At 47.2% G+C, this 18,152-nt stretch carries 17 protein-coding genes, 1 pseudogene and 1 riboswitch; of the genes and pseudogenes, 15 read left to right on the top strand and 3 right to left on the bottom strand.

Going from position 1 to position 18,152, the window contains the following annotated elements; translation table 11 throughout:
* Positions 1–39 precede the first annotated feature (39 nt).
* Positions 40–1,011, bottom strand: coding sequence for a zinc-binding dehydrogenase (locus tag ACV3PA_RS08135; RefSeq protein ID WP_456124430.1), 972 nt, complete (start codon positions 1,009–1,011; stop codon positions 40–42).
* A gap of 1 nt (position 1,012) precedes the next feature.
* Positions 1,013–1,504 (bottom strand): lactoylglutathione lyase family protein, encoded by a 492-nt coding sequence (locus ACV3PA_RS08140; protein ID WP_053453829.1) that lies wholly within the window; start codon positions 1,502–1,504, stop codon positions 1,013–1,015.
* Between the two features lie 104 nt (positions 1,505–1,608).
* Between ACV3PA_RS08140 and ACV3PA_RS08145 the strand changes: the two genes are divergently transcribed.
* The 4 genes from ACV3PA_RS08145 to ACV3PA_RS08160 all read left to right on the top strand — a co-directional run bounded on the left by ACV3PA_RS08145 (position 1,609) and on the right by ACV3PA_RS08160 (position 4,649).
* On the top strand, positions 1,609–1,923 hold the full coding sequence (locus tag ACV3PA_RS08145) for a winged helix-turn-helix transcriptional regulator (RefSeq protein ID WP_053453828.1): 315 nt from the start codon (positions 1,609–1,611) through the stop codon (positions 1,921–1,923).
* 19 nt (positions 1,924–1,942) lie between these two features.
* Positions 1,943–2,632, top strand: a complete 690-nt coding sequence (locus tag ACV3PA_RS08150) for a metal-dependent hydrolase (RefSeq protein WP_053453827.1) — start codon at positions 1,943–1,945, stop codon at positions 2,630–2,632.
* Between the two features lie 206 nt (positions 2,633–2,838).
* Positions 2,839–3,741, top strand: a complete 903-nt coding sequence (locus ACV3PA_RS08155) for a DUF4097 family beta strand repeat-containing protein (RefSeq protein ID WP_053453826.1) — start codon at positions 2,839–2,841, stop codon at positions 3,739–3,741.
* Positions 3,738–4,649: an FUSC family protein gene (locus tag ACV3PA_RS08160; protein WP_053453825.1), complete on the top strand. Its 912-nt coding sequence runs from the start codon at positions 3,738–3,740 to the stop codon at positions 4,647–4,649. Before ACV3PA_RS08155 ends, ACV3PA_RS08160 begins: the two co-directional genes overlap by 4 nt.
* 60 nt (positions 4,650–4,709) lie before the next feature.
* Here the strand turns inward: ACV3PA_RS08160 and ACV3PA_RS08165 are convergent, their stop codons facing one another.
* Positions 4,710–6,401 carry an Rqc2 family fibronectin-binding protein gene (locus tag ACV3PA_RS08165; RefSeq protein WP_456124431.1) on the bottom strand — a complete coding sequence of 564 codons (1,692 nt, stop codon included), beginning with the start codon at positions 6,399–6,401 and terminating at the stop codon, positions 4,710–4,712.
* A 169-nt stretch (positions 6,402–6,570) separates the two neighbouring features.
* Between ACV3PA_RS08165 and gmk the strand changes: the two genes are divergently transcribed.
* From gmk to rpe, 11 genes and pseudogenes are all read left to right on the top strand, one after another.
* Positions 6,571–7,188 (top strand): guanylate kinase, encoded by a 618-nt coding sequence (gene gmk / locus ACV3PA_RS08170; RefSeq protein ID WP_197484513.1) that lies wholly within the window; start codon positions 6,571–6,573, stop codon positions 7,186–7,188.
* 1 nt (position 7,189) lies between these two features.
* Complete coding sequence (gene rpoZ, locus ACV3PA_RS08175) at positions 7,190–7,393, top strand: DNA-directed RNA polymerase subunit omega (RefSeq protein WP_053453822.1); 204 nt, start codon at positions 7,190–7,192, stop codon at positions 7,391–7,393.
* 56 nt (positions 7,394–7,449) lie between these two features.
* Positions 7,450–8,640, top strand: coding sequence for a bifunctional phosphopantothenoylcysteine decarboxylase/phosphopantothenate--cysteine ligase CoaBC (gene coaBC, locus ACV3PA_RS08180; RefSeq protein WP_053453821.1), 1,191 nt, complete (start codon positions 7,450–7,452; stop codon positions 8,638–8,640).
* Entirely contained in the window at positions 8,637–10,961 is a 2,325-nt protein-coding gene (priA, locus tag ACV3PA_RS08185) for a primosomal protein N' (RefSeq protein ID WP_456124432.1), read from the top strand. The genes coaBC and priA overlap by 4 nt, the downstream gene beginning before the upstream one ends.
* A gap of 9 nt (positions 10,962–10,970) precedes the next feature.
* Positions 10,971–11,408, top strand: a pseudogene (gene def / locus ACV3PA_RS08190) (peptide deformylase); the annotation flags it as partial.
* Between the two features lie 24 nt (positions 11,409–11,432).
* The gene (gene fmt / locus ACV3PA_RS08195) at positions 11,433–12,353 is read left to right on the top strand and encodes a methionyl-tRNA formyltransferase (RefSeq protein ID WP_456125957.1); all 921 of its coding nucleotides are present in this window, start codon (positions 11,433–11,435) and stop codon (positions 12,351–12,353) included.
* Positions 12,350–13,681, top strand: a complete 1,332-nt coding sequence (gene rsmB / locus ACV3PA_RS08200; RefSeq protein WP_456124433.1) for a 16S rRNA (cytosine(967)-C(5))-methyltransferase RsmB — start codon at positions 12,350–12,352, stop codon at positions 13,679–13,681. The genes fmt and rsmB overlap by 4 nt, the downstream gene beginning before the upstream one ends.
* Before the next feature lie 18 nt (positions 13,682–13,699).
* Positions 13,700–14,434, top strand: coding sequence for a Stp1/IreP family PP2C-type Ser/Thr phosphatase (locus ACV3PA_RS08205; RefSeq protein WP_053453818.1), 735 nt, complete (start codon positions 13,700–13,702; stop codon positions 14,432–14,434).
* Positions 14,435–14,436: 2 nt separating this feature from the next.
* The gene (gene pknB / locus ACV3PA_RS08210; RefSeq protein ID WP_053453817.1) at positions 14,437–16,371 is read left to right on the top strand and encodes a Stk1 family PASTA domain-containing Ser/Thr kinase; all 1,935 of its coding nucleotides are present in this window, start codon (positions 14,437–14,439) and stop codon (positions 16,369–16,371) included.
* Between the two features lie 25 nt (positions 16,372–16,396).
* Complete coding sequence (gene rsgA / locus ACV3PA_RS08215) at positions 16,397–17,302, top strand: ribosome small subunit-dependent GTPase A (protein ID WP_456124434.1); 906 nt, start codon at positions 16,397–16,399, stop codon at positions 17,300–17,302.
* A 2-nt stretch (positions 17,303–17,304) separates the two neighbouring features.
* Complete coding sequence (gene rpe, locus ACV3PA_RS08220) at positions 17,305–17,961, top strand: ribulose-phosphate 3-epimerase (RefSeq protein ID WP_456124435.1); 657 nt, start codon at positions 17,305–17,307, stop codon at positions 17,959–17,961.
* Positions 17,962–17,983: 22 nt separating this feature from the next.
* Positions 17,984–18,092: riboswitch (TPP riboswitch) on the top strand.
* The last annotated feature ends 60 nt before the right edge of the window (positions 18,093–18,152 follow it).

Below are 18,152 nucleotides of genomic sequence, written 5' to 3' on the forward strand. Positions count from 1 at the left end.
TATCTAAGGACAGTCGGCTGTTTTGTGCCACAGCAAATATTAGTTAAATTTAGCGATGATTTTACCACGGACGTGACGTTCGGATAAACGTTGTAATCCTTTTACGATGTCCGCTGCTGGAATCTCTTCCGTGACGAGTGGATCGAGTTCTTTTGCTGCGACGAGTTTCAGTAATTCACTTGCCATAAGCCCAAGGTTACGGAGTGCTCGGTCATCTTCGCTTGCGTAAGCAGCAGCAAGTGCCACTTCGTGAATCGAAGGGGAGAGTGTGAATGGCTTAATGACGGATTGATCAGGACCGCCAGCAATAAAGGCAAGTTGACCTGAGAATGCAAGACGCCCAAGATCCGCTGTAGCTTCCTCTCGACCAACCGTATTGAAAATTAAGTCCGCACCACGACCTTTCGTCCAGTCTCGAATGACCTCTGTGACGTTTTCTTTTTTGTAATCAATGGCGAGGTCTGCACCAAGTTGCTTCACCCATTCATGATTTTCCGTCGAAGCAGTCGTCGCGACGGAAAGACCAAGCCGTTTTGCGAGTTGGATGCCGATGCCGCCGACACCACCTGCACCAGCATGAATGAGAATCGTCTCTTTACCTGTCGTGTTCATCTTTTGAACGATCGCTTCATAAGCAGTCATCCCAGCGCACAGAATCGCAGCGGCTTCAGCGAATGAGACGTCTTCCGGAATCAGAGCGAGGGCACGTGTATCGACGAGCGCGAACTCAGCAAATGCACCATTGCGTTGTAGATTGGTATGAATCGCTACACGGTCGCCAATTTTCACTTCTGCGCCAGGTCCGATTTGTTCGACGACGCCAGCTAAATCAACACCTGGAATATGGGGAAACGTCCATGCTGGATTATTCGTTGCTTTATAGTCGACGGGGTTTAACGCGACCGTCTTGACACGAATTAAAGCTTGCCCTTCTCCAGGCGTTGGTGTCTCGACTTCTTCGAACATCCATTGATCAATTGCTGTACCTGAATGGTTTAACCATGCTTTCATCTTAATACGCTCCTTCCGAATACGTCAGTTCATATGAATGAGAGTAAATTTCAACGAGGTTGCCGAATGGGTCCTCACAGTAGACCATTCGGTATGGTTTGTCTCCCGGGTAGTACTCACGGATCGGCATCCGTTGTTTGCCACCGTGAGCAACGATTTTTTCAACGAGTCCTTCGACGTCAGGATCTTGAATCGCATAATGGAAGATACCTGTTTTCCAGAATTCGAAGTTGTTTTCTGGTTGCTCATTGTTCGGGAATTCGAACAGTTCGATGCCAATCCGGTCACCTGTCGCCATGTGAGCAATCCGGAACTTGTTCCATCCTGCACCAAAGACGTCTGTGCACATGACTCCAATCGCGGAGTCATCCTCTAATACGTCGGATGGTTCCATGATGATATACCAGCCCATCACCTCTTGATAAAAATGGACGGCTTCGTCGAGATTTGGTACAGAAAGACCGATGTGCGAAAAATTACGTGGATACGTCATGTGTAACACTCCTTTTGCATAATGATTTACGCATACTCTAACTTACGCTACACTCGATTGCATAGTACGCACTTTGAAGTAACTACTGTGGAGGAGAGAACAATATGTCGACAGAACAATTTCCGGTCAATCGGGCGCTCGCCATCATCGGCGGAAAATGGCGTCCACAATTATATTGCACGTTAGAGAACGGTCCGAAACGTTTTTTAGAGTTACAACGTGCGATTCCTGGGATTTCTCGTAAAGTCTTGACCGATCAGTTAAAAGAACTCGAACGACTCGGAATGATTGAACGAATTGAATACGACGAGGCAGTTCTGCACGTCGAATATAAGTTGACGGACGTGGCATTCACACTGCAACCTGCCATGAAAGGTTTATGCGCATGGGGGGAAGGGAATCAATTATCCGAATCCTAATCGAGAGGCAGTGAAGTAAATGAAGCTAACTTATCACGGACAGTCAACAGTAACGATTGAAACAAATGGTCACCATCTTGTCATCGATCCATTCTTTAGTGGCAATGAAAAAGCGACGACGAATCCAGATGACGTCAAGGCAGACTTTATTTTATTAACACATGCGCATGCCGATCATATGCTTGATGCGGAGCGTATCGCAAAAGCAACGGGGGCGACGATCATCGCAACACATGAACTGGCGACGTATTTAAGCTTTAAAGGGCTTAACGTTCATCCGATGAATCTTGGCGGACAATTTGAATTTCCGTTTGGTAAAGTCAAGATGACACAGGCATTCCACTCATCAAGCATCATTGACGAAGAAAAACAAACCATTACCTATATGGGAATGCCAGCTGGATTCTTGCTGACGATTGAAGGCAAAGAAATCTATCATGCTGGTGATACAGCACTGTTCGGGGATTTAGCCCTTTACGGCGCTCATCACGAAATCGACTTAGCCTTTTTACCGATTGGTGATAACTTCACGATGGGACCGGATGACGCATTGATTGCGGCAGATATGTTGCAAGCAAAAGCTGTTGTCCCCATCCATTACGATACATTTGATTTGATTAAACAAGATGCAAAAGCGTTCTGCGAAAAGATTGAAGCTCAAGGTCAAACCGGTCATCCGCTTGCAATCGGTGAGTCACTCGAACTGTAATTCGTATCTTATGAAAGGAGAGGACACGTCATCGTTCCTCTCCTTTTTGTCGGCTTATTTTTGGAAATGTCAGTGGTTCATTGGGGGTAGTCTTCCTTCTTCCGCCCGATGGCGAAACGGTGAACTTCTTCTATGATAAGAAGGGGGCTGTTGACAGCCGATTCGGATATTCGGAATAATGGTAGACATGAGATGGAGGGACTGACATGGAAGAGCATAATAGTAGAAGTGTGCGTAAACGAAAACAATCATCGTTTACGCGCTTAAAAAATAAACAAAAACAAAAGATGGATGCCCGATTGAACCGAATAGGTGAAAGAGGACCAGTGAAACGGCCAATTTACTTGTACGGTGGTGTCATTCTCGGACTTATCATCATCTATACGATCACATTACTCGTCTCAACAGAATCATTATCACGTGGCGAGTCATTCAAGACGACGAATCGCTACAAATCACTCGCTATCGAGGCGCCGCACGCGACGGTACAATTCGTACGAAGCACAGATGGAAACGTCCAAATCAAGCTCGTTGATAGTGCATCGAGTGGAAAACGACTGAAAATCAGTACGTCGACGAATACAGTGACGGTGACAGGGCGAGATGGTTGGCTGTCCCGACTAGGCAATCGTCCGAGTGAAAAGACGGCAGATTATACGATTCAAGTTGGACTACCAAGCTATATGAACCGTGTTGATGTCGATGCTGGAACGTTGAAAGGAATGGGCATTTACGCGAAAACGATTGAGATGAGTGGTGAATCGATGAGTCTCGATAAGGTAAAAGGTGATGAGATTACACTGAATGCAACACAAGCGATTTCCGTCAAGGAAATGGATGCCGTCCATGCGCAAGTGACAGCCGAGAGTGTTTCGCTGGCAGAATATATGGCGAAGTTGAGCCTTGATGTTACAACGATTGATGGTGCAATAAAATTAAAACCGGATAAAGCAGCTGGTACGATTACGATCGATACGGGAGGCGACATTAAAGCCTCTGACCGATATACGAAACAAAAGAATAAGGACGAGACGATTTATGAACTGTCAAAACAAGAGAAGCCAGAAGTGACAGTCAATAGTGAAGTCGGGCAGGTGACGCTCGAGTGAAGTTAAAATTTAGGATTGGATTACGGACGGTCAAAACGGGGATTGCAGTTGCTCTTGCACTTAGCATCTCCTGGTATGTGTTCGGTATTTACTCAGGTATGGGCGCCGTAGCAGCAATCGTTGCGATGCAACCGACAATCCATCGTTCATTCAAAATCGTCTTCAATCGAATTTTCGGAACAGTGCTCGGATTGATGTGTGGACTTGCGATTGTCGCAACACTTGGTGCGAATCCATTAACGATCGGACTCGCTGTCGTCGTCTCACTCGTGCTCAATTCGATGATTGGGCGAACAGATATGTCGACGTTCGCTGCTTTCGCGATCGTATTGATGTTCGAGAGTCCGACTGCCGATTATGTGCACTACGCCTTATCACGGTCGTTATTGACCGTCGTCGGTGTATTATCTGCCGTCGTCGTCAATTATATCGTCTTCCCACCGCATTATGAGGATCGCTTACTGTTACTCGTTAAGAAGACGACGCAACAGTTGATGGAAGATTGGCGAAGCCTTGTGCAAGATGATGGTCGCTTGCTTGCTGTGCGTAAACAAATTCTCAAACATGAAGAGATGATGTTGATGCTCCAAGAAGATCAAAAGTATCCGTTGATGGCAAGTGGTCAAAGTGAAGCGTTCATTCGGTTGAAGGAACTCGTCGATCTCGAAGACAAATTGCTCGTCTTACTTGAAAGTATTGCGAGTCACCGAGATATCCCGATGACAGAAGAACAGGAAAAAACGCTCGGTCAGGAAATAGATTTCTTACTCAGCCATCATTATGATGTCATTTTCTCACATGAACGAAAACAAGCGATGTTCTCATTTGATCAAGAATTAAGTGAAGCGAAAGACATCATCCATGGGCATCTGCTCGATTACCGGGAACAATTAGAAAAAATGAAATGACGACGAAAAACTGCTGTATTCCTTATTCTTTAGTAGGAATACAGCGGTTTTTGTGTAAAATTATTGGCGTAAAGACTGGACGACATCTGGATCTGGCGTGACGTAAAGCGTCGTTTGATCCGTATAAATGACGAATCCAGGTTTCGCACCACTCGGTTTTTTGACATAGCGTAGTTCCGTGAAGTCAACGGGAACTTGGCTTGATTCCCGTGCCTTCGAGTAGTAAGCCGCGACGATTGCTGCTTCCTTCAATGTCGTCTCATCCGGTGTATCACTTTGAATGATGACATGGGATCCCGGGATATCCTTCGTGTGTAGCCATGTATCGGATCGGCGTCCAAATTTGAACGTCGCGTAATCATTTTGTTTATTATTCTTTCCGACGAAGAACGAGAGACCGGTCGAAGAACGATATTCTTCGAGTTGTGGGAGCTGTGGTTTCTTTTTCTTCTTTTGACGTTCGCGTAGATATCCTTCTTCGACGAGCTCCTCACGCATTTCCCGAATATCTTCTGGTGATGCGACATCGAGTTGGGCAAGCAAACCTTCGAAATACGCAATCTCAGCCTGATTCTTCTCAAGCTGGCGCGCGACTTCGACTTTGGCGGTTTTTAATTTGTTATACCGTTTGTAATAACGTTGTGCGTTCTCGTTCGGTGAAAAACGAGGATCAAGCGTGATCGTGATTTCAGCACCATCTGGATCATAATAATCAACGACGGTCGCTTCTTTCATTCCGCGTTCGAGCTGATAAAGGTAGGTCGTCAGTAGTTCCCCTTTATGCTTCCATTCGTCCATCCGTAACGTCGCTTCTAAATCTTTTTCGAGTTTTGATCGCTTTAAGATATTCTTATCGTACTCACTCTTGATGAACCGTTCGAGATCAGCCGCTTGTTGTTTGACACGATCGCGATTTGCTTTTTGATGGAAGAATGCGTCGAGGACTTGACCACTCGTCTCGAATGTCTTCTCATCGATGACCGATCCTTCCGTTAAGCGGACCGGTGCAAAGCGTTCCTTGCCGCCTTCCATCCGTTGCAATACATAAGGGCCGTTTAGTTCTTTTAGGACGTCCTGGAAAGCGGTAGCAAGATTCATCCGGTTCGCAAGACCTGCCCGCGTAACGACTTCCTTTGCAATTTGTGGAGACAGACCACTGAAGAGACCAAGTAGCTGTCGATCTAGTTTACCGGCGTTCCAGTCAATCCGGTGGAGTGTCTTTTCGATATCTCCCGTGAGTGGATCGACTTTATCCTGTGCCGGTGGGAGTTGATAGGTCATGCCTGGCATGATGGTTCGGAATGTATTTTGACTGAGGGGCAAGTGTTTGATTGCATCGAGAATCTTATCCTGCCCGTCCGTCAAAATGATGTTTGAGTGACGTCCCATCAACTCGACATAGATTTTTTTCGCTTCCTCATCACCGAGTTCGTTTCGGGAGCGGACACGCAGGACGATGATTCGGTCACGTTCCAGTTGTTCGATTGATTCAATGAACCCACCTTCGACATGCTTACGGAGCATCATACAAAAGAGCGGAGGTTCACTCGGGTTGCTGACTGTTTCCGATGTAATGTGCATCCGTGCATACATGGCATTCGCAGAGGCGAGCAATAATATGTTTTTTCGCTCGGCCCGGATCTGGAATACTAAATCCAATGTATAAGGTTGGTATACCTTATTGATCCGTCCTCCGACGAGCGGTTGGAGTTCTTCGACGACACGTGTCGTCATCAATCCGTCAAAAGCCATACGATTACCTTCTTTCTTGATTTCGTTCTCACTTTCTAAAGGTAACAGAAATGGCATCGTTATGGTATGATAAAGCAGTCGAGCTAAAAAAAGATGACTTGCGAACTTCCCGTCTCTACTGCTAATATGAAACAATGTGAAGTTTGTGAGATGGAGGGGTTTTGAAGTGATTTTCAAAGAGCGTGGCTTATTACTCGTATTATCTGGTCCAAGTGGTGTCGGAAAGGGAACGGTCTGTCGTGCCTTGCGCGAAGATCAGGATAACGATCTGCATTACTCGGTATCCTGTACGACGCGCCAACCGCGCGAAGGAGAAATAGATGGTGTCCACTATTTCTTTAAATCGCGTGAAGAATTCGAAGAGATGATTGCGAACAATCAACTCTTGGAATATGCTGAATTCGTAGGGAACTATTATGGAACACCAGTTGAATGGGTGAACCAGATCCTAGATGAAGGAAAAGACGTCATTCTCGAAATCGAAGTTCAAGGGGCCATGCAGGTCAAAGAACATTTTCCGGAAGCTGTCTTCTTATTCCTTGCACCTCCAAGCCTCCAGGAATTACGGAACCGCCTCGTAGGGCGTGGAACGGAATCGGAGGAAGTCATTAAGCAACGTCTTCTCGTCGCTAAAGAAGAGATCGAGATGATGGATGCGTATGACTATGTCGTGACGAACGACGAAATTCATAAAGCCTGTGATCGTATTCAAGCAATCGTCACAGCGGAACATTGCAGTCGGGAACGTGTCGCGTCCCTATATAAAAAAGCCATGGAGGTTAAGTGATATGTTATATCCATCAGTTGATAAGCTTCAAAAGAAAGTACCATCGAAATATACGATCGTTACAGTTGCCGCTAAGCGTGCGCGTCAAATCCAAGACGGGAAACGCGTGAAAGTCACGAACCCAAAATCGCATAAACCGGTCGGGAAAGCTTTAGAAGAGCTTTATTTCGAAGAAATATCCGTCACGAACCAACCGCAAGACTAATTTTGAAGCAGCCACTTGTCATCGTGGCTGTTTTTTTCAATAAGGAGGATACCTACATGTTAACCAACCGAAACATCCTACTGTGTGTCGGCGGTGGAATCGCTTCCTATAAGTCAGCTGCACTCGCTTCAAAACTCGTTCAAGCAGGCGCACATGTCCAAGTCGCGATGACGCGCAATGCCCAACAGTTCGTCGGGAAGACGACATTCGAGGCACTGACACGAAAAGCGGTCTACGACAATGTCTTCATCGAGCACGATCCTTCAAAAATCGCTCATATCGATTTAGCGGACGAAGCGGATTTGATCGTCGTCGCACCAGCGACAGCGAATTTAGTTGCAAAACTCGCACACGGAATCGCGGATGATTTCATTACGACGACGATTCTTGCAGCGACGTGTCCCGTCATCGTCGCACCAGCGATGAATGTTAACATGCTTGAACATCCTGCGACAGTCCGGAACATTGAACAATTGAAGCAGGACGGTGTCCAGGTGATTGCACCGGGAGTCGGCAATCTCGCATGTGGTTGGGTCGGAAAAGGACGTCTGCCTGAGCCTGAAGATTTGGTTGCCACATTATCGACCTTCTTTGAAGAGAAGTATCTAGCCGGACGAAAAGTCTTGATCAGTGCAGGACCGACAGTAGAACGGATCGATCCGGTTCGTTACTTAACGAATGACTCTTCAGGGAAAACAGGGATTGCGCTAGCGGAAGCGGCACGAGATGCAGGGGCTGATGTCACGCTCGTCCATGGTCCACTTCGGATCGGGTTACCGACTGGTATCGCAACGATTGCCGTTGAGTCGGGAGAAGAGATGCTCGAGGCTATGTTACGTGACTATGAGACGCAAGATATCGTCATCATGTCCGCAGCCGTTGCTGATTATCGACCATCTGTCCAATACGATCAGAAGCAGAAGAAAATCCACGGACCACTTCGAATTGAACTTGAAGAGACAACCGATATTCTGAAGACGCTTGGTGAGCAGAAACAACATCAGCTATTAGTCGGATTTGCGGCTGAGACGACCGATGTCGAGATGTTCGCGAAACAAAAGCTCGTCCGAAAGAAAGCCGATTTCATCGTCGCGAATGATGTGTCACGATCTGATATCGGATTCGTCAGTGATGAAAATGAAGTCGTCGTCTTTGGAAAGAACGATTCCGTCACGCGTTATGACCAGCAATTAAAATCGACGCTTGCGAAAACACTCATGCGTCAATTTGCAGAGGCGTTGGCATGATTGCCGAAGTCATCGTCGACGTCGCAGCAGCAACCGTCGATCGTCCGTTTGATTACGCTGTTCCGGAACTCTGGCAAGAGTTGATCGTTCCCGGGATGCGCGTTGAGGTGCCATTCGGTCCACGTGCGTTGCTTGGGATTGTCGTCGGAACGAAAGCGACGTCTGATTTGACAAACGTCAAATCAATCGTGCGTGTTCTCGATGAAACGCCAACCTATACGGAGGAATTGCTCGAGTTATCCGCTTATCTATCAGAAACGACATTGTGTTTTCAAGCGACGGCATTACTCGCGATGCTGCCTGCTGCCTTAAAGGTGAGTTATGATAAACTGGTCATGGTAGAATCAGGTCCCCTGCGGATCTATCACGGTAAGAAAATGAGTCAATTACCAACGGAAGTGCAGCAAATCGTTTTGACGGCAGCGAAGCAAGCTGAAGTGACACTTCAACCGGTCATTCGCGAAAAAAAGACATCTAAAACGGATAAACGAATCCGTCTTCTTGAGGAACAGGCAACCTTTACGAAACAAGCGAGCCAACAAGCGGCGCTTTATACCTATATCCAGGAATTCCCGAACGCCCTGTGGAGTGAAGTGAAGCAGGCAACAGGTGCAACGAGTGCGACATTGAATGCACTGGAGAAAAAGCACATCATTCAAGTCGAGACGATCGATGTGCGACGGAATCCGTATGAACATCTCGTCCAAGATATCTTTGTTCCATCCTCTTTAACAGAGAAACAACAGGAAGCTGTCTCGTCGATTACCGCTGAAGCAGAGACCGGAACGTTCTTGTTACACGGTGTAACAGGAAGCGGGAAAACGGAAGTGTATCTTGAGTCGATTCATGCCCAACTTGAACGCGGTAGACAAGCGATCTTGCTCGTTCCTGAGATTAGTCTGACACCAATGATGGTCAAACGGTTCAAACGTCGTTTTGGCGAACGTGTTGCCGTCTTGCATAGCGGATTATCGCTCGGAGAAAAATATGATGAATGGCGAAAAATTGCTCAAGGGGAAGTCGATGTCGTCGTCGGGGCACGGTCCGCCGTCTTTGCACCGCTAACGAACATCGGAATCATCATTCTCGATGAAGAACATGAAACAACCTATAAACAAGAAGAAAATCCACGCTATCACACGCGAGATGTTGCGAAGTGGCGAGCGGCCTATCATCGCTGTCCGGTTGTACTCGGTAGTGCGACGCCATTACTTGAGACGTATGCACGGGCACAAAAAGGGGTCTATCGCTATTTACCGCTTCGGGAACGCTTCGGTGGGGAATTACCGCCTGTCGACATCGTTGATATGCGTAAGGAACTGGAGCGGGGTAATCGTACGCCGTTTAGCCTCGCATTAGTCGAAGGGATCAAAGAACGCATCGAACGCGGTGAACAGACAGTCTTACTTTTGAACCGTCGCGGGTACACGACGTTCGTCTTATGTCGGGATTGTGGGGAGACGTTGCAATGTCCGCATTGTGCCGTCAATTTAACGTATCATCAGCATGAAGATCGGTTGAAGTGCCACTATTGTGGGTTTGAAGCCGCGATGCCCAAGACTTGTCCGTCCTGTGAATCGACGAAAATTCGTCAGTTCGGAACCGGTACACAAAAGATTGAGGAAGAGTTGGCGCATTTGATTCCGGAAGCGCGAATCATCCGGATGGATCAGGACACGACGTCGCGTAAAGGAGCGCATGAGAAGTTACTCGATGCCTTTGAACGCAAAGAAGGAAACATTCTGCTCGGAACACAGATGATCGCAAAAGGTCTCGACTTTCCGAACGTTACACTCGTCGGGGTGATTGCTGCCGATGCGACGCTTGGTATTCCAGATTTTCGGGCAAGTGAGCGCACGTTCCAGTTGATCACTCAAGTATCCGGTCGTGCCGGACGAGGTCAACTCGCCGGACAGTCGATCATCCAGACGTATAATCCGGAACATTACGTCATTCAAACTGCCAAACAGCATGATTTCGAAATGTTCTATAAGCGAGAGATGCAGTTGCGCAAGCTCGGCGGGCATCCACCGTTTTGGTTCCTTGGTCTGATTACAGTCTCAGCAGCGCATCCGCTCGAAGCACAAGCAGAAGCGCAGCAAATCGCTTCCGAGCTTCGTGCCTTTGAATCTGAGGATTTAGTCGTCAATGGACCGTTTGATGCACCACTCGCTCGACTGAAAAATATGTATCGGCAACAGGTCTTAATTAAACATAAAGGACAGGAGGATGTCCGGACACATCTCCGTGATATCTTATCCCGTCGTCAAAAATCAAAAACACAAGTCGCGATTGACTTGAATCCATTTGTATTCATGTGAGGTGTCTGTATGTATAAAGTAGTAGAAGTACCAAGTGATGTATTACGACAGGTGTGTGAACCTGTCACGAAATTCGATAAGAAGCTCGGTAAGATGATCGACCGGATGTTCGATACGATGTACGAATATGACGGGGTTGGTTTAGCCGCACCGCAAATCAACCAGCCGATTCGTGTAGCCGTCGTTCATACCGATGATGAGACGGGACCAATTGAGCTGATCAATCCGGAAATTATCGAAGCGGACGGTTCGCAAATCGATGATGAAGGATGTCTCAGTATGCCGGGGATCTTTGGACCAGTCGAACGGTTTGACCGTATCGTCGTCAAGTCACAGGATCGTCTCGGACGAACAATCAAAATTAAAGCGAATGGCTTTTTTGCACGAGCGATTCAACACGAGATGGATCATTTAGATGGTGTCCTGTTCACGGATAAACTCGTCGAACAAGAAAAACCGCGCGTCGTCTTCATGGGTACGCCTGAGTTTGCAGCAGGAACGCTGCGTGAAGTCATCGATGCCGGATATGATGTCGTCGGCGTCGTCTCACAACCGGATAAACCAGTCGGACGAAAACGAGAAGTCAAACCGACACCTGTAAAACTCGTCGCGATGGAACACGACATTCCTGTGTTGCAACCGAAGCATATTCGTGATGATTACCAGGACGTGCTTGATCTAAATCCAGACCTCATCATCACAGCAGCCTACGGTCAGATCGTCCCGACAGCTATTCTCGAAGCACCACGTTTTGGGGCGATTAATGTTCATGCGTCACTCTTACCGAAATATCGTGGAGGTGCACCGATTCACCAAGCGATCATTGATGGAGAAAAAGAGACAGGCGTGACAATTATGTATATGGTTGATCGGCTAGACGCAGGTGATATGTTGTCAAAAATCATCGTTCCAATCGAAGAGAACGATACAGCCGGTTCGATGTTTGAGAAGTTAGCGGACGCAGGAGCGCGCCTCTTACTTGAAACGTTACCACATCTATTAGCAGGTGAATTGACACCAGAAGCGCAAGTCGAGGAAGAAGCAACATTTGCACCAAACATTTCACGTGAGCGGGAACGACTTGATTTTACGCTACCGGGTGAGTCACTCTACGATCAAATTCGTGGGATGAATCCATTCCCGAGTACGTATACGATGCTTGGAACAGACCGATTAAAAGTCTTTTTCGCAACGAAAGTCGCAGGAACGGGACGACCGGGTGAAATCATCGCATTAGAAGCTGATGGTCCAGTCATCGCAACGGGTTCCGAGACAGCGTTGAAGTTGATTGATTTACAGCCGTCAGGAAAAAAACGAATGGATGGTGCCACGTTCATGCGGGGGATCGGTCAATCGCTTGAACTCGGACAACAAGTAGGTGAGAACGCATGAATGTACGCGACGCAGCAGTAACGACACTAATGAAAATCGGACAAGGTGGCGCTTTCTCAACAATTACGGTCCACCAAATGCTTGAAAAACGTGCCATCTCGGCGTCGGATGTCGGCTTGTTCACGGAACTCGTCTACGGGACGCTCAGTCGTGAATTGACGCTTGATTATATTTTAGAACCATATTTAGCGAAACAGAAAAAACTCGATCCATTCATGCGTCCGTTGTTACGAATGAGTGTCTATCAGTTGTTTTATCTTGACCGTGTCCCGGATCATGCCGTCATTCATGAAGCTGTTGAAATTGCCAAAAAACGTGGGAAAGTCCATGTCTCAAAAGTCGTCAATGGGGTCCTTCGGAACGTACTACGTGCAGGTATGCCTGATTTCAACGAGATTGAGCCGGTTGCAAAACGGATCAGTATTGAAACGAGTCATCCGCAATGGCTCGTCGAGCGTTGGATCGAACTGTTCGGTCCGGATGAAACGCTACGCATCTGTCAGTTGAATAATACGCCTGCACCGGTCACGGTTCGCATCAATCGGACGAAAACGACTCCGGAAGAAGCAATCGCGCTTCTGCTTGACCAAGGTGTGACGGCAAAACCATCTGCTGTTGCGCCAGACGGTCTCGAAATCGAACGTGGAAGTGTTCAAAAAACCGATTTGATTGAACGGGGATATCTTTCCTTGCAGGATGAGAGTTCAATGCTCGTCGCGCGTGCGCTCGGAGCAAAAACGTCTGATTATGTTCTCGATAGTTGTGCAGCACCTGGTGGGAAGGCAATGCATATTGCTGAAGGCTTGACGACAGGAACATTACAAGCACTTGATCTTCATCCACATAAAATTAAATTGATTGATCAGCAGGCGATGCGATTAGGTCTGACGACTGTCAAAGCAGAAGCGTTAGATGCACGCAAAGCAGGGGAACGCTTCGAAGCAGAATCGTTTGATCGGATTCTTGTCGATGCGCCTTGTTCAGGACTTGGTGTCATTCGGAGAAAGCCGGACATCAAATGGACGAAGCGTCCAGAACAACTTGAACAACTCCCGAAGATTCAACGAGATATTTTGACGTCTGTCTTACCACTCGTCAAAAAGGGTGGAACATTCGTCTATTCGACGTGTACGATAGATCCAGTGGAAAATGAAGAACAGACGGCATTCATCCTCAGTCAGGGATTTGACTTCGATGCGTCCTTTGCTACACGGATGCCAGAATCCGTCCGTCATTTAATTGGGGATCGTGCAGAACTCAAGCTGTTACCGACGACAGTCGGAACAGATGGTTTCTACATCGCGGCCTTTAAAAAACGAGAAGATTGATACGAACGGAGGACTGTCATGGAGTTAGCTCATCTGTCGACTACTGGAAAAGTCAGGACAAAAAACGAAGATACAGTGTTACTCGTCGGGGATATAGAGCGTGGACTTGCCGTTGTTGCAGATGGTATGGGTGGTCACGCTGCTGGTGATATTGCGAGTGCCATCGTTCGCGAGGTGTTCGAGACATCTTTTTCGCGTATGCCCGACCGTCCTATGGAACTATCAGAATGGATTGAACAACGCGTAGCTGAGGCGAATGATCGCATTCTTCAGTTTTCAAAAGACGAGCAGCTCGCAATCGTCGGAACGACCATTGCCTGTGTATGCTGGGTCGAGGAGTTGCTTGTCATTGGTCATGTCGGTGATAGTAGAGTGTATGCTCTTGAAGGAACGACGTTGAAGCAATTGACGGATGATCATTCATACGTCAATATGTTACGGCAAATGGGAGAACTTTCTGATGAGGAAGTCGAAAACCATCCACGCAAGAATGTCATCACACGATCGGTTGGCTCGAACGAAACGGTTGAAGTTGACATCCAAGTTAGAGATGCTCCAGATTATGATCTCGTCCTCGTCTGTAGTGACGGATTAACCGATGAAGTACCGGACGATGTTATCGAGCAAATCATCTTACAAGATGAACCGCTTGAAGAAATTGTCGGACGATTGGTGAAAGAAGCGAATGCTCGAGGAGGCGCAGATAATATTACGATTGCCGCCATCCGGTTCAAAGAAAGAAAGAGGGTCTGAATATGCGATACGGAGATCGATTAAATGACCGCTACCGCATAGAACGGCTAGTTGGAAGTGGCGGGATGGCAAATGTCTATCAAGCCTATGATGAGATTTTAAAGCGTCATGTTGCCATTAAGATTTTACGGACTGAATTCTCGCATGACGAACAGTTCATCCGTCGATTCGAACGTGAAGCACATGCTGCTACCAGCTTGAATCATCCAAACATCGTTGCCGTCTATGATGTAGGCGAAGAAGATGCCATCTATTACATCGTCATGGAGTATATCGATGGTATGACATTAAAGACATTTTGTGAAAATCAAGCATTACCTGTGCCACAAGCAGTCGATATCATCGCTCAAATTTGTGATGCGATCGATCACGCTCATGCACACCGGATCATCCATCGCGATATTAAACCGCAAAACATGTTGATCCGAGAAGACGGTACCGTCAAAGTAACGGATTTTGGAATCGCCGTAGCGATGTCGAATGCGACGCTGACGCATACGATGTCTGTCCTTGGGTCCGTTCACTATTTTTCACCAGAACAAGCTAAAGGTAAATTTGCGGATGAGAAATCAGATATCTATTCCCTCGGTGCTGTCTTATACGAACTTGTCACAGGGCAAGTACCGTTTGAAGGAGACTCACCGGTCGCGATTGCGCTGAAGCACCTCCAAGATACGCCGCGCCGTCCATCTGTCTTGAATCCAAGAGTGCCGCAAGCACTTGAAAACTGTATCATGCAGGCGCTCTCAAAAGCACCTCATGATCGACAACAGTCCGTTGCAGCTTTTAAAACAGATATGGTAACGGCATTGTCTGATGAACGAGCAAATGAAGGCATCCGTGGTGCAGAAGAGGATGAGATGGAAAAGACGATGGTCTTGGCACCAGTACAAGCGCCAGAAGAGTCAAAATCGGAACCGGAATCACCTTCTGTCACTACAGTTCAACCGAAATCATCGGAGAAGAAAAAGAAAAAACGCTGGTGGATCGTTCTCTTATTGCTTTTGTTACTTGGTGGAGCAGCTACGACGTTTGCGATGTGGCCAGATCCAAGCGTCACCGTACCATCTGTCGTCAAAATGGATGGAGACGAAGCGGAAACGAAGTTAGAGAAACTCGGGTTCGTCGTTGAAACGACAGAACGAAGTAGCGATACGGTCGATGAGGGTGACGTCATCAGTCAGACACCTCGTGAAAAAGCACAGGTGAAAAAAGGGTCGACAGTTAATTTAGTCGTCTCTACGGGAAGTGAGCCAGTCGAAGTGCCAGATGTAACAGATGAGGCTGAAAAAGAAGCGATTGCAACGTTAAAAGAAGCTGGATTCGCAAAAGTCGAAGTCGAGCGAGAGAAGTCGGATGAGATAGATCGAGGAAATGTCATCCGGCAGTCAATTTCCGCTGGAACGGAAGTAATCGCTAAAGAACAAACGATTACGATTACTGTATCTGAGGGGACATCCTCTTTCGAATTGAAAGATTTGACAAACTTATCGAGTGATGAGGCAAAAGCTTACTTGGATAAAGTTGGGTTAGACGGAACGTTCGAACAAGAATTTTCGAGTGACGTGAAGCTCGATCAAGTCATTCGTCAGTTTCCGCAAGCAGGTGCCCAAGTCGAACCAAACGACTCAGTGACCGTCTTCATCTCTAAAGGGGAGGAAGAAAAAACAGTAACAGCAACGTTCCCAGAAAAAGTCGTGTACGATGCAGTATCTGAAGAGGACGAAGATACGCCGCCTAAACAAGTTATCCGCATCGAGACGGAAGATGCGAAAGGGAAACGGACTGTCATCGAGGAATCCATTGATCAAGATGAGACGTTCGACGTGCCGGTGACAATTGATCCGGGAGAAGAAGGAAAAATTACGATCTATAAAGACGATACGGTGTATCGTTCAAAAACCATCACGTACAATCAAGCAAAAGACGCACAATGAATGTGATGAAAAAGGAGTGCATAGGATGACGGAACAGCGCATCGAAGAAAAGCGAGAAGGAACGATCATACGGTTGCAGGGCGGCTTTTATGATGTTATGACGCCAGAAGGGGAAGTCCGTTCACGAGCAAGAGGAAACTTCCGGAAACGTGGTATCAGTCCGGTAGTTGGAGACGAAGTCGTCCTTCATATCGAGAGTGAGACCGGGTATATTCTTGAAGTGAAGGAGCGTGACAATTTTTTAGTACGTCCTCCTGTCGCGAATATCGATCAAGCATTGCTTGTCGTCTCAGCAGCAGAACCTGACTTTTCAGCCCATCTGCTTGATCGGTTTCTCGTATTGATCGAAGCGAAGGAAATTCAACCCGTCATCTTGTTAACGAAGATGGATCTGCTCGATGATGTCAAGGGACCGGCTGTCCGAGACGCGATTGTTGCTTATCGGAAGATTGGCTATACGGTCATCGAGACATCGAGTGAGACGTTGACAGGTGTCGAGCAAGTCAGACCATTACTTGCAGGCAAAACAAGTGTTCTTGCCGGACAATCAGGTGTCGGAAAAAGCTCGCTGTTGAACGCACTCGAACCATCTCTTGATCTAGAAACGAGTGCCATCTCGAAATCACTCGGACGTGGGCGTCATACAACCCGTCACGTTACGTTGATGCCGCTTGCGGAAGGATTGATTGCCGATACGCCAGGGTTCTCGAATTTAGACTTTCCTTATGAAATGGAAATAGAGGATGTGCGATGGAGTTTTCCTGAATTCGTGGCTGTGCAAGACGATTGTAAATACCGGGGGTGTTTGCATTTGAATGAACCCGGTTGTGCCGTCAAGGAGGCGGTCGAGGCACAAGAAATCATGTCCTCCCGCTATGAAAATTATGGTATGTTTATAGACGAAATCAAGAATCGAGCCCGGAGGTATTGAAGATGATTAAAATTGCACCATCGATCTTATCAGCAGATTTTGCGAATCTCGAGCGTGATGTCAAAGCGGTTGAGGCGGCAGGAGCAGACTACATTCATTTCGACGTCATGGATGGTCAGTTCGTCCCGAACATCTCATTCGGTTTACCTGTGTTAAGCAGCCTACGTCAAAAGACAGATATGGTTCTTGATGTCCATTTGATGATTGATCAACCCGAACGATTCGTCGAAGATTTCGTCAAGGCAGGAGCCGACATCGTGACGTTCCATGTCGAAGCGACGAATCATGTCCATCGTGTCTTGCAACAAATCAAAGCGGCAGGTGCGAAGGCGGGGGTCGTCTTGAATCCACATACATCACTATCGACGATTGAACACATTCTTCAGGATGTCGATATGGTCTTGTTGATGACAGTCAATCCAGGTTTTGGTGGTCAGGCGTTCATCGAGAGTGTCATGCCGAAGCTCGCAACACTTGCACAAATGAAGGCAGATCGTGGTCTTACATTTGAAATCGAGATTGATGGTGGGGTCAATCCGGAAACGGCAAAGTTATGCATCGATAATGGTGCCAACGTCCTTGTCGCAGGATCAGCGATCTACAATGCATCGGATTATGCGGAAGCAATCACTAGCATTCGTCAAGGGGCTGCCGTATAATAAGAACGAGAAAACGAAATATGATGACCGCAAGGGGTGTCGCTTGAAAAGCGGCTGAGAGGAGTCTTTTGACTTTAACCCTTCGAACCTGTTCCGTTCAAACGGACGTAGGGATGTGGCGCACGCAGGCAGTACGGCGTTCGTCGTACTGCCTTTTTGCGTCCCGTTTTATTCCATGAAGGAGGAAATTA

The organism is Exiguobacterium sp. EA-TM-5, from assembly GCF_053878415.1.

Bases quoted from the DNA above. Each gene is read 5' to 3' on its own strand.
- ACV3PA_RS08135 (WP_456124430.1), bottom strand. From the start codon at position 1,011: ATGAAAGCATGGTTAAACCATTCAGGTACAGCAATTGATCAATGGATG.
- ACV3PA_RS08140 (WP_053453829.1), bottom strand. From the start codon at position 1,504: ATGACGTATCCACGTAATTTTTCGCACATCGGTCTTTCTGTACCAAAT.
- ACV3PA_RS08145 (WP_053453828.1), top strand. From the start codon at position 1,609: ATGTCGACAGAACAATTTCCGGTCAATCGGGCGCTCGCCATCATCGGC.
- ACV3PA_RS08150 (WP_053453827.1), top strand. From the start codon at position 1,943: ATGAAGCTAACTTATCACGGACAGTCAACAGTAACGATTGAAACAAAT.
- ACV3PA_RS08155 (WP_053453826.1), top strand. From the start codon at position 2,839: ATGGAAGAGCATAATAGTAGAAGTGTGCGTAAACGAAAACAATCATCG.
- ACV3PA_RS08165 (WP_456124431.1), bottom strand. From the start codon at position 6,401: ATGGCTTTTGACGGATTGATGACGACACGTGTCGTCGAAGAACTCCAA.
- rpoZ (WP_053453822.1), top strand. From the start codon at position 7,190: ATGTTATATCCATCAGTTGATAAGCTTCAAAAGAAAGTACCATCGAAA.
- coaBC (WP_053453821.1), top strand. From the start codon at position 7,450: ATGTTAACCAACCGAAACATCCTACTGTGTGTCGGCGGTGGAATCGCT.
- priA (WP_456124432.1), top strand. From the start codon at position 8,637: ATGATTGCCGAAGTCATCGTCGACGTCGCAGCAGCAACCGTCGATCGT.
- fmt (WP_456125957.1), top strand. From the start codon at position 11,433: ATGGGTACGCCTGAGTTTGCAGCAGGAACGCTGCGTGAAGTCATCGAT.
- rsmB (WP_456124433.1), top strand. From the start codon at position 12,350: ATGAATGTACGCGACGCAGCAGTAACGACACTAATGAAAATCGGACAA.
- ACV3PA_RS08205 (WP_053453818.1), top strand. From the start codon at position 13,700: ATGGAGTTAGCTCATCTGTCGACTACTGGAAAAGTCAGGACAAAAAAC.
- pknB (WP_053453817.1), top strand. From the start codon at position 14,437: ATGCGATACGGAGATCGATTAAATGACCGCTACCGCATAGAACGGCTA.
- rsgA (WP_456124434.1), top strand. From the start codon at position 16,397: ATGACGGAACAGCGCATCGAAGAAAAGCGAGAAGGAACGATCATACGG.
- rpe (WP_456124435.1), top strand. From the start codon at position 17,305: ATGATTAAAATTGCACCATCGATCTTATCAGCAGATTTTGCGAATCTC.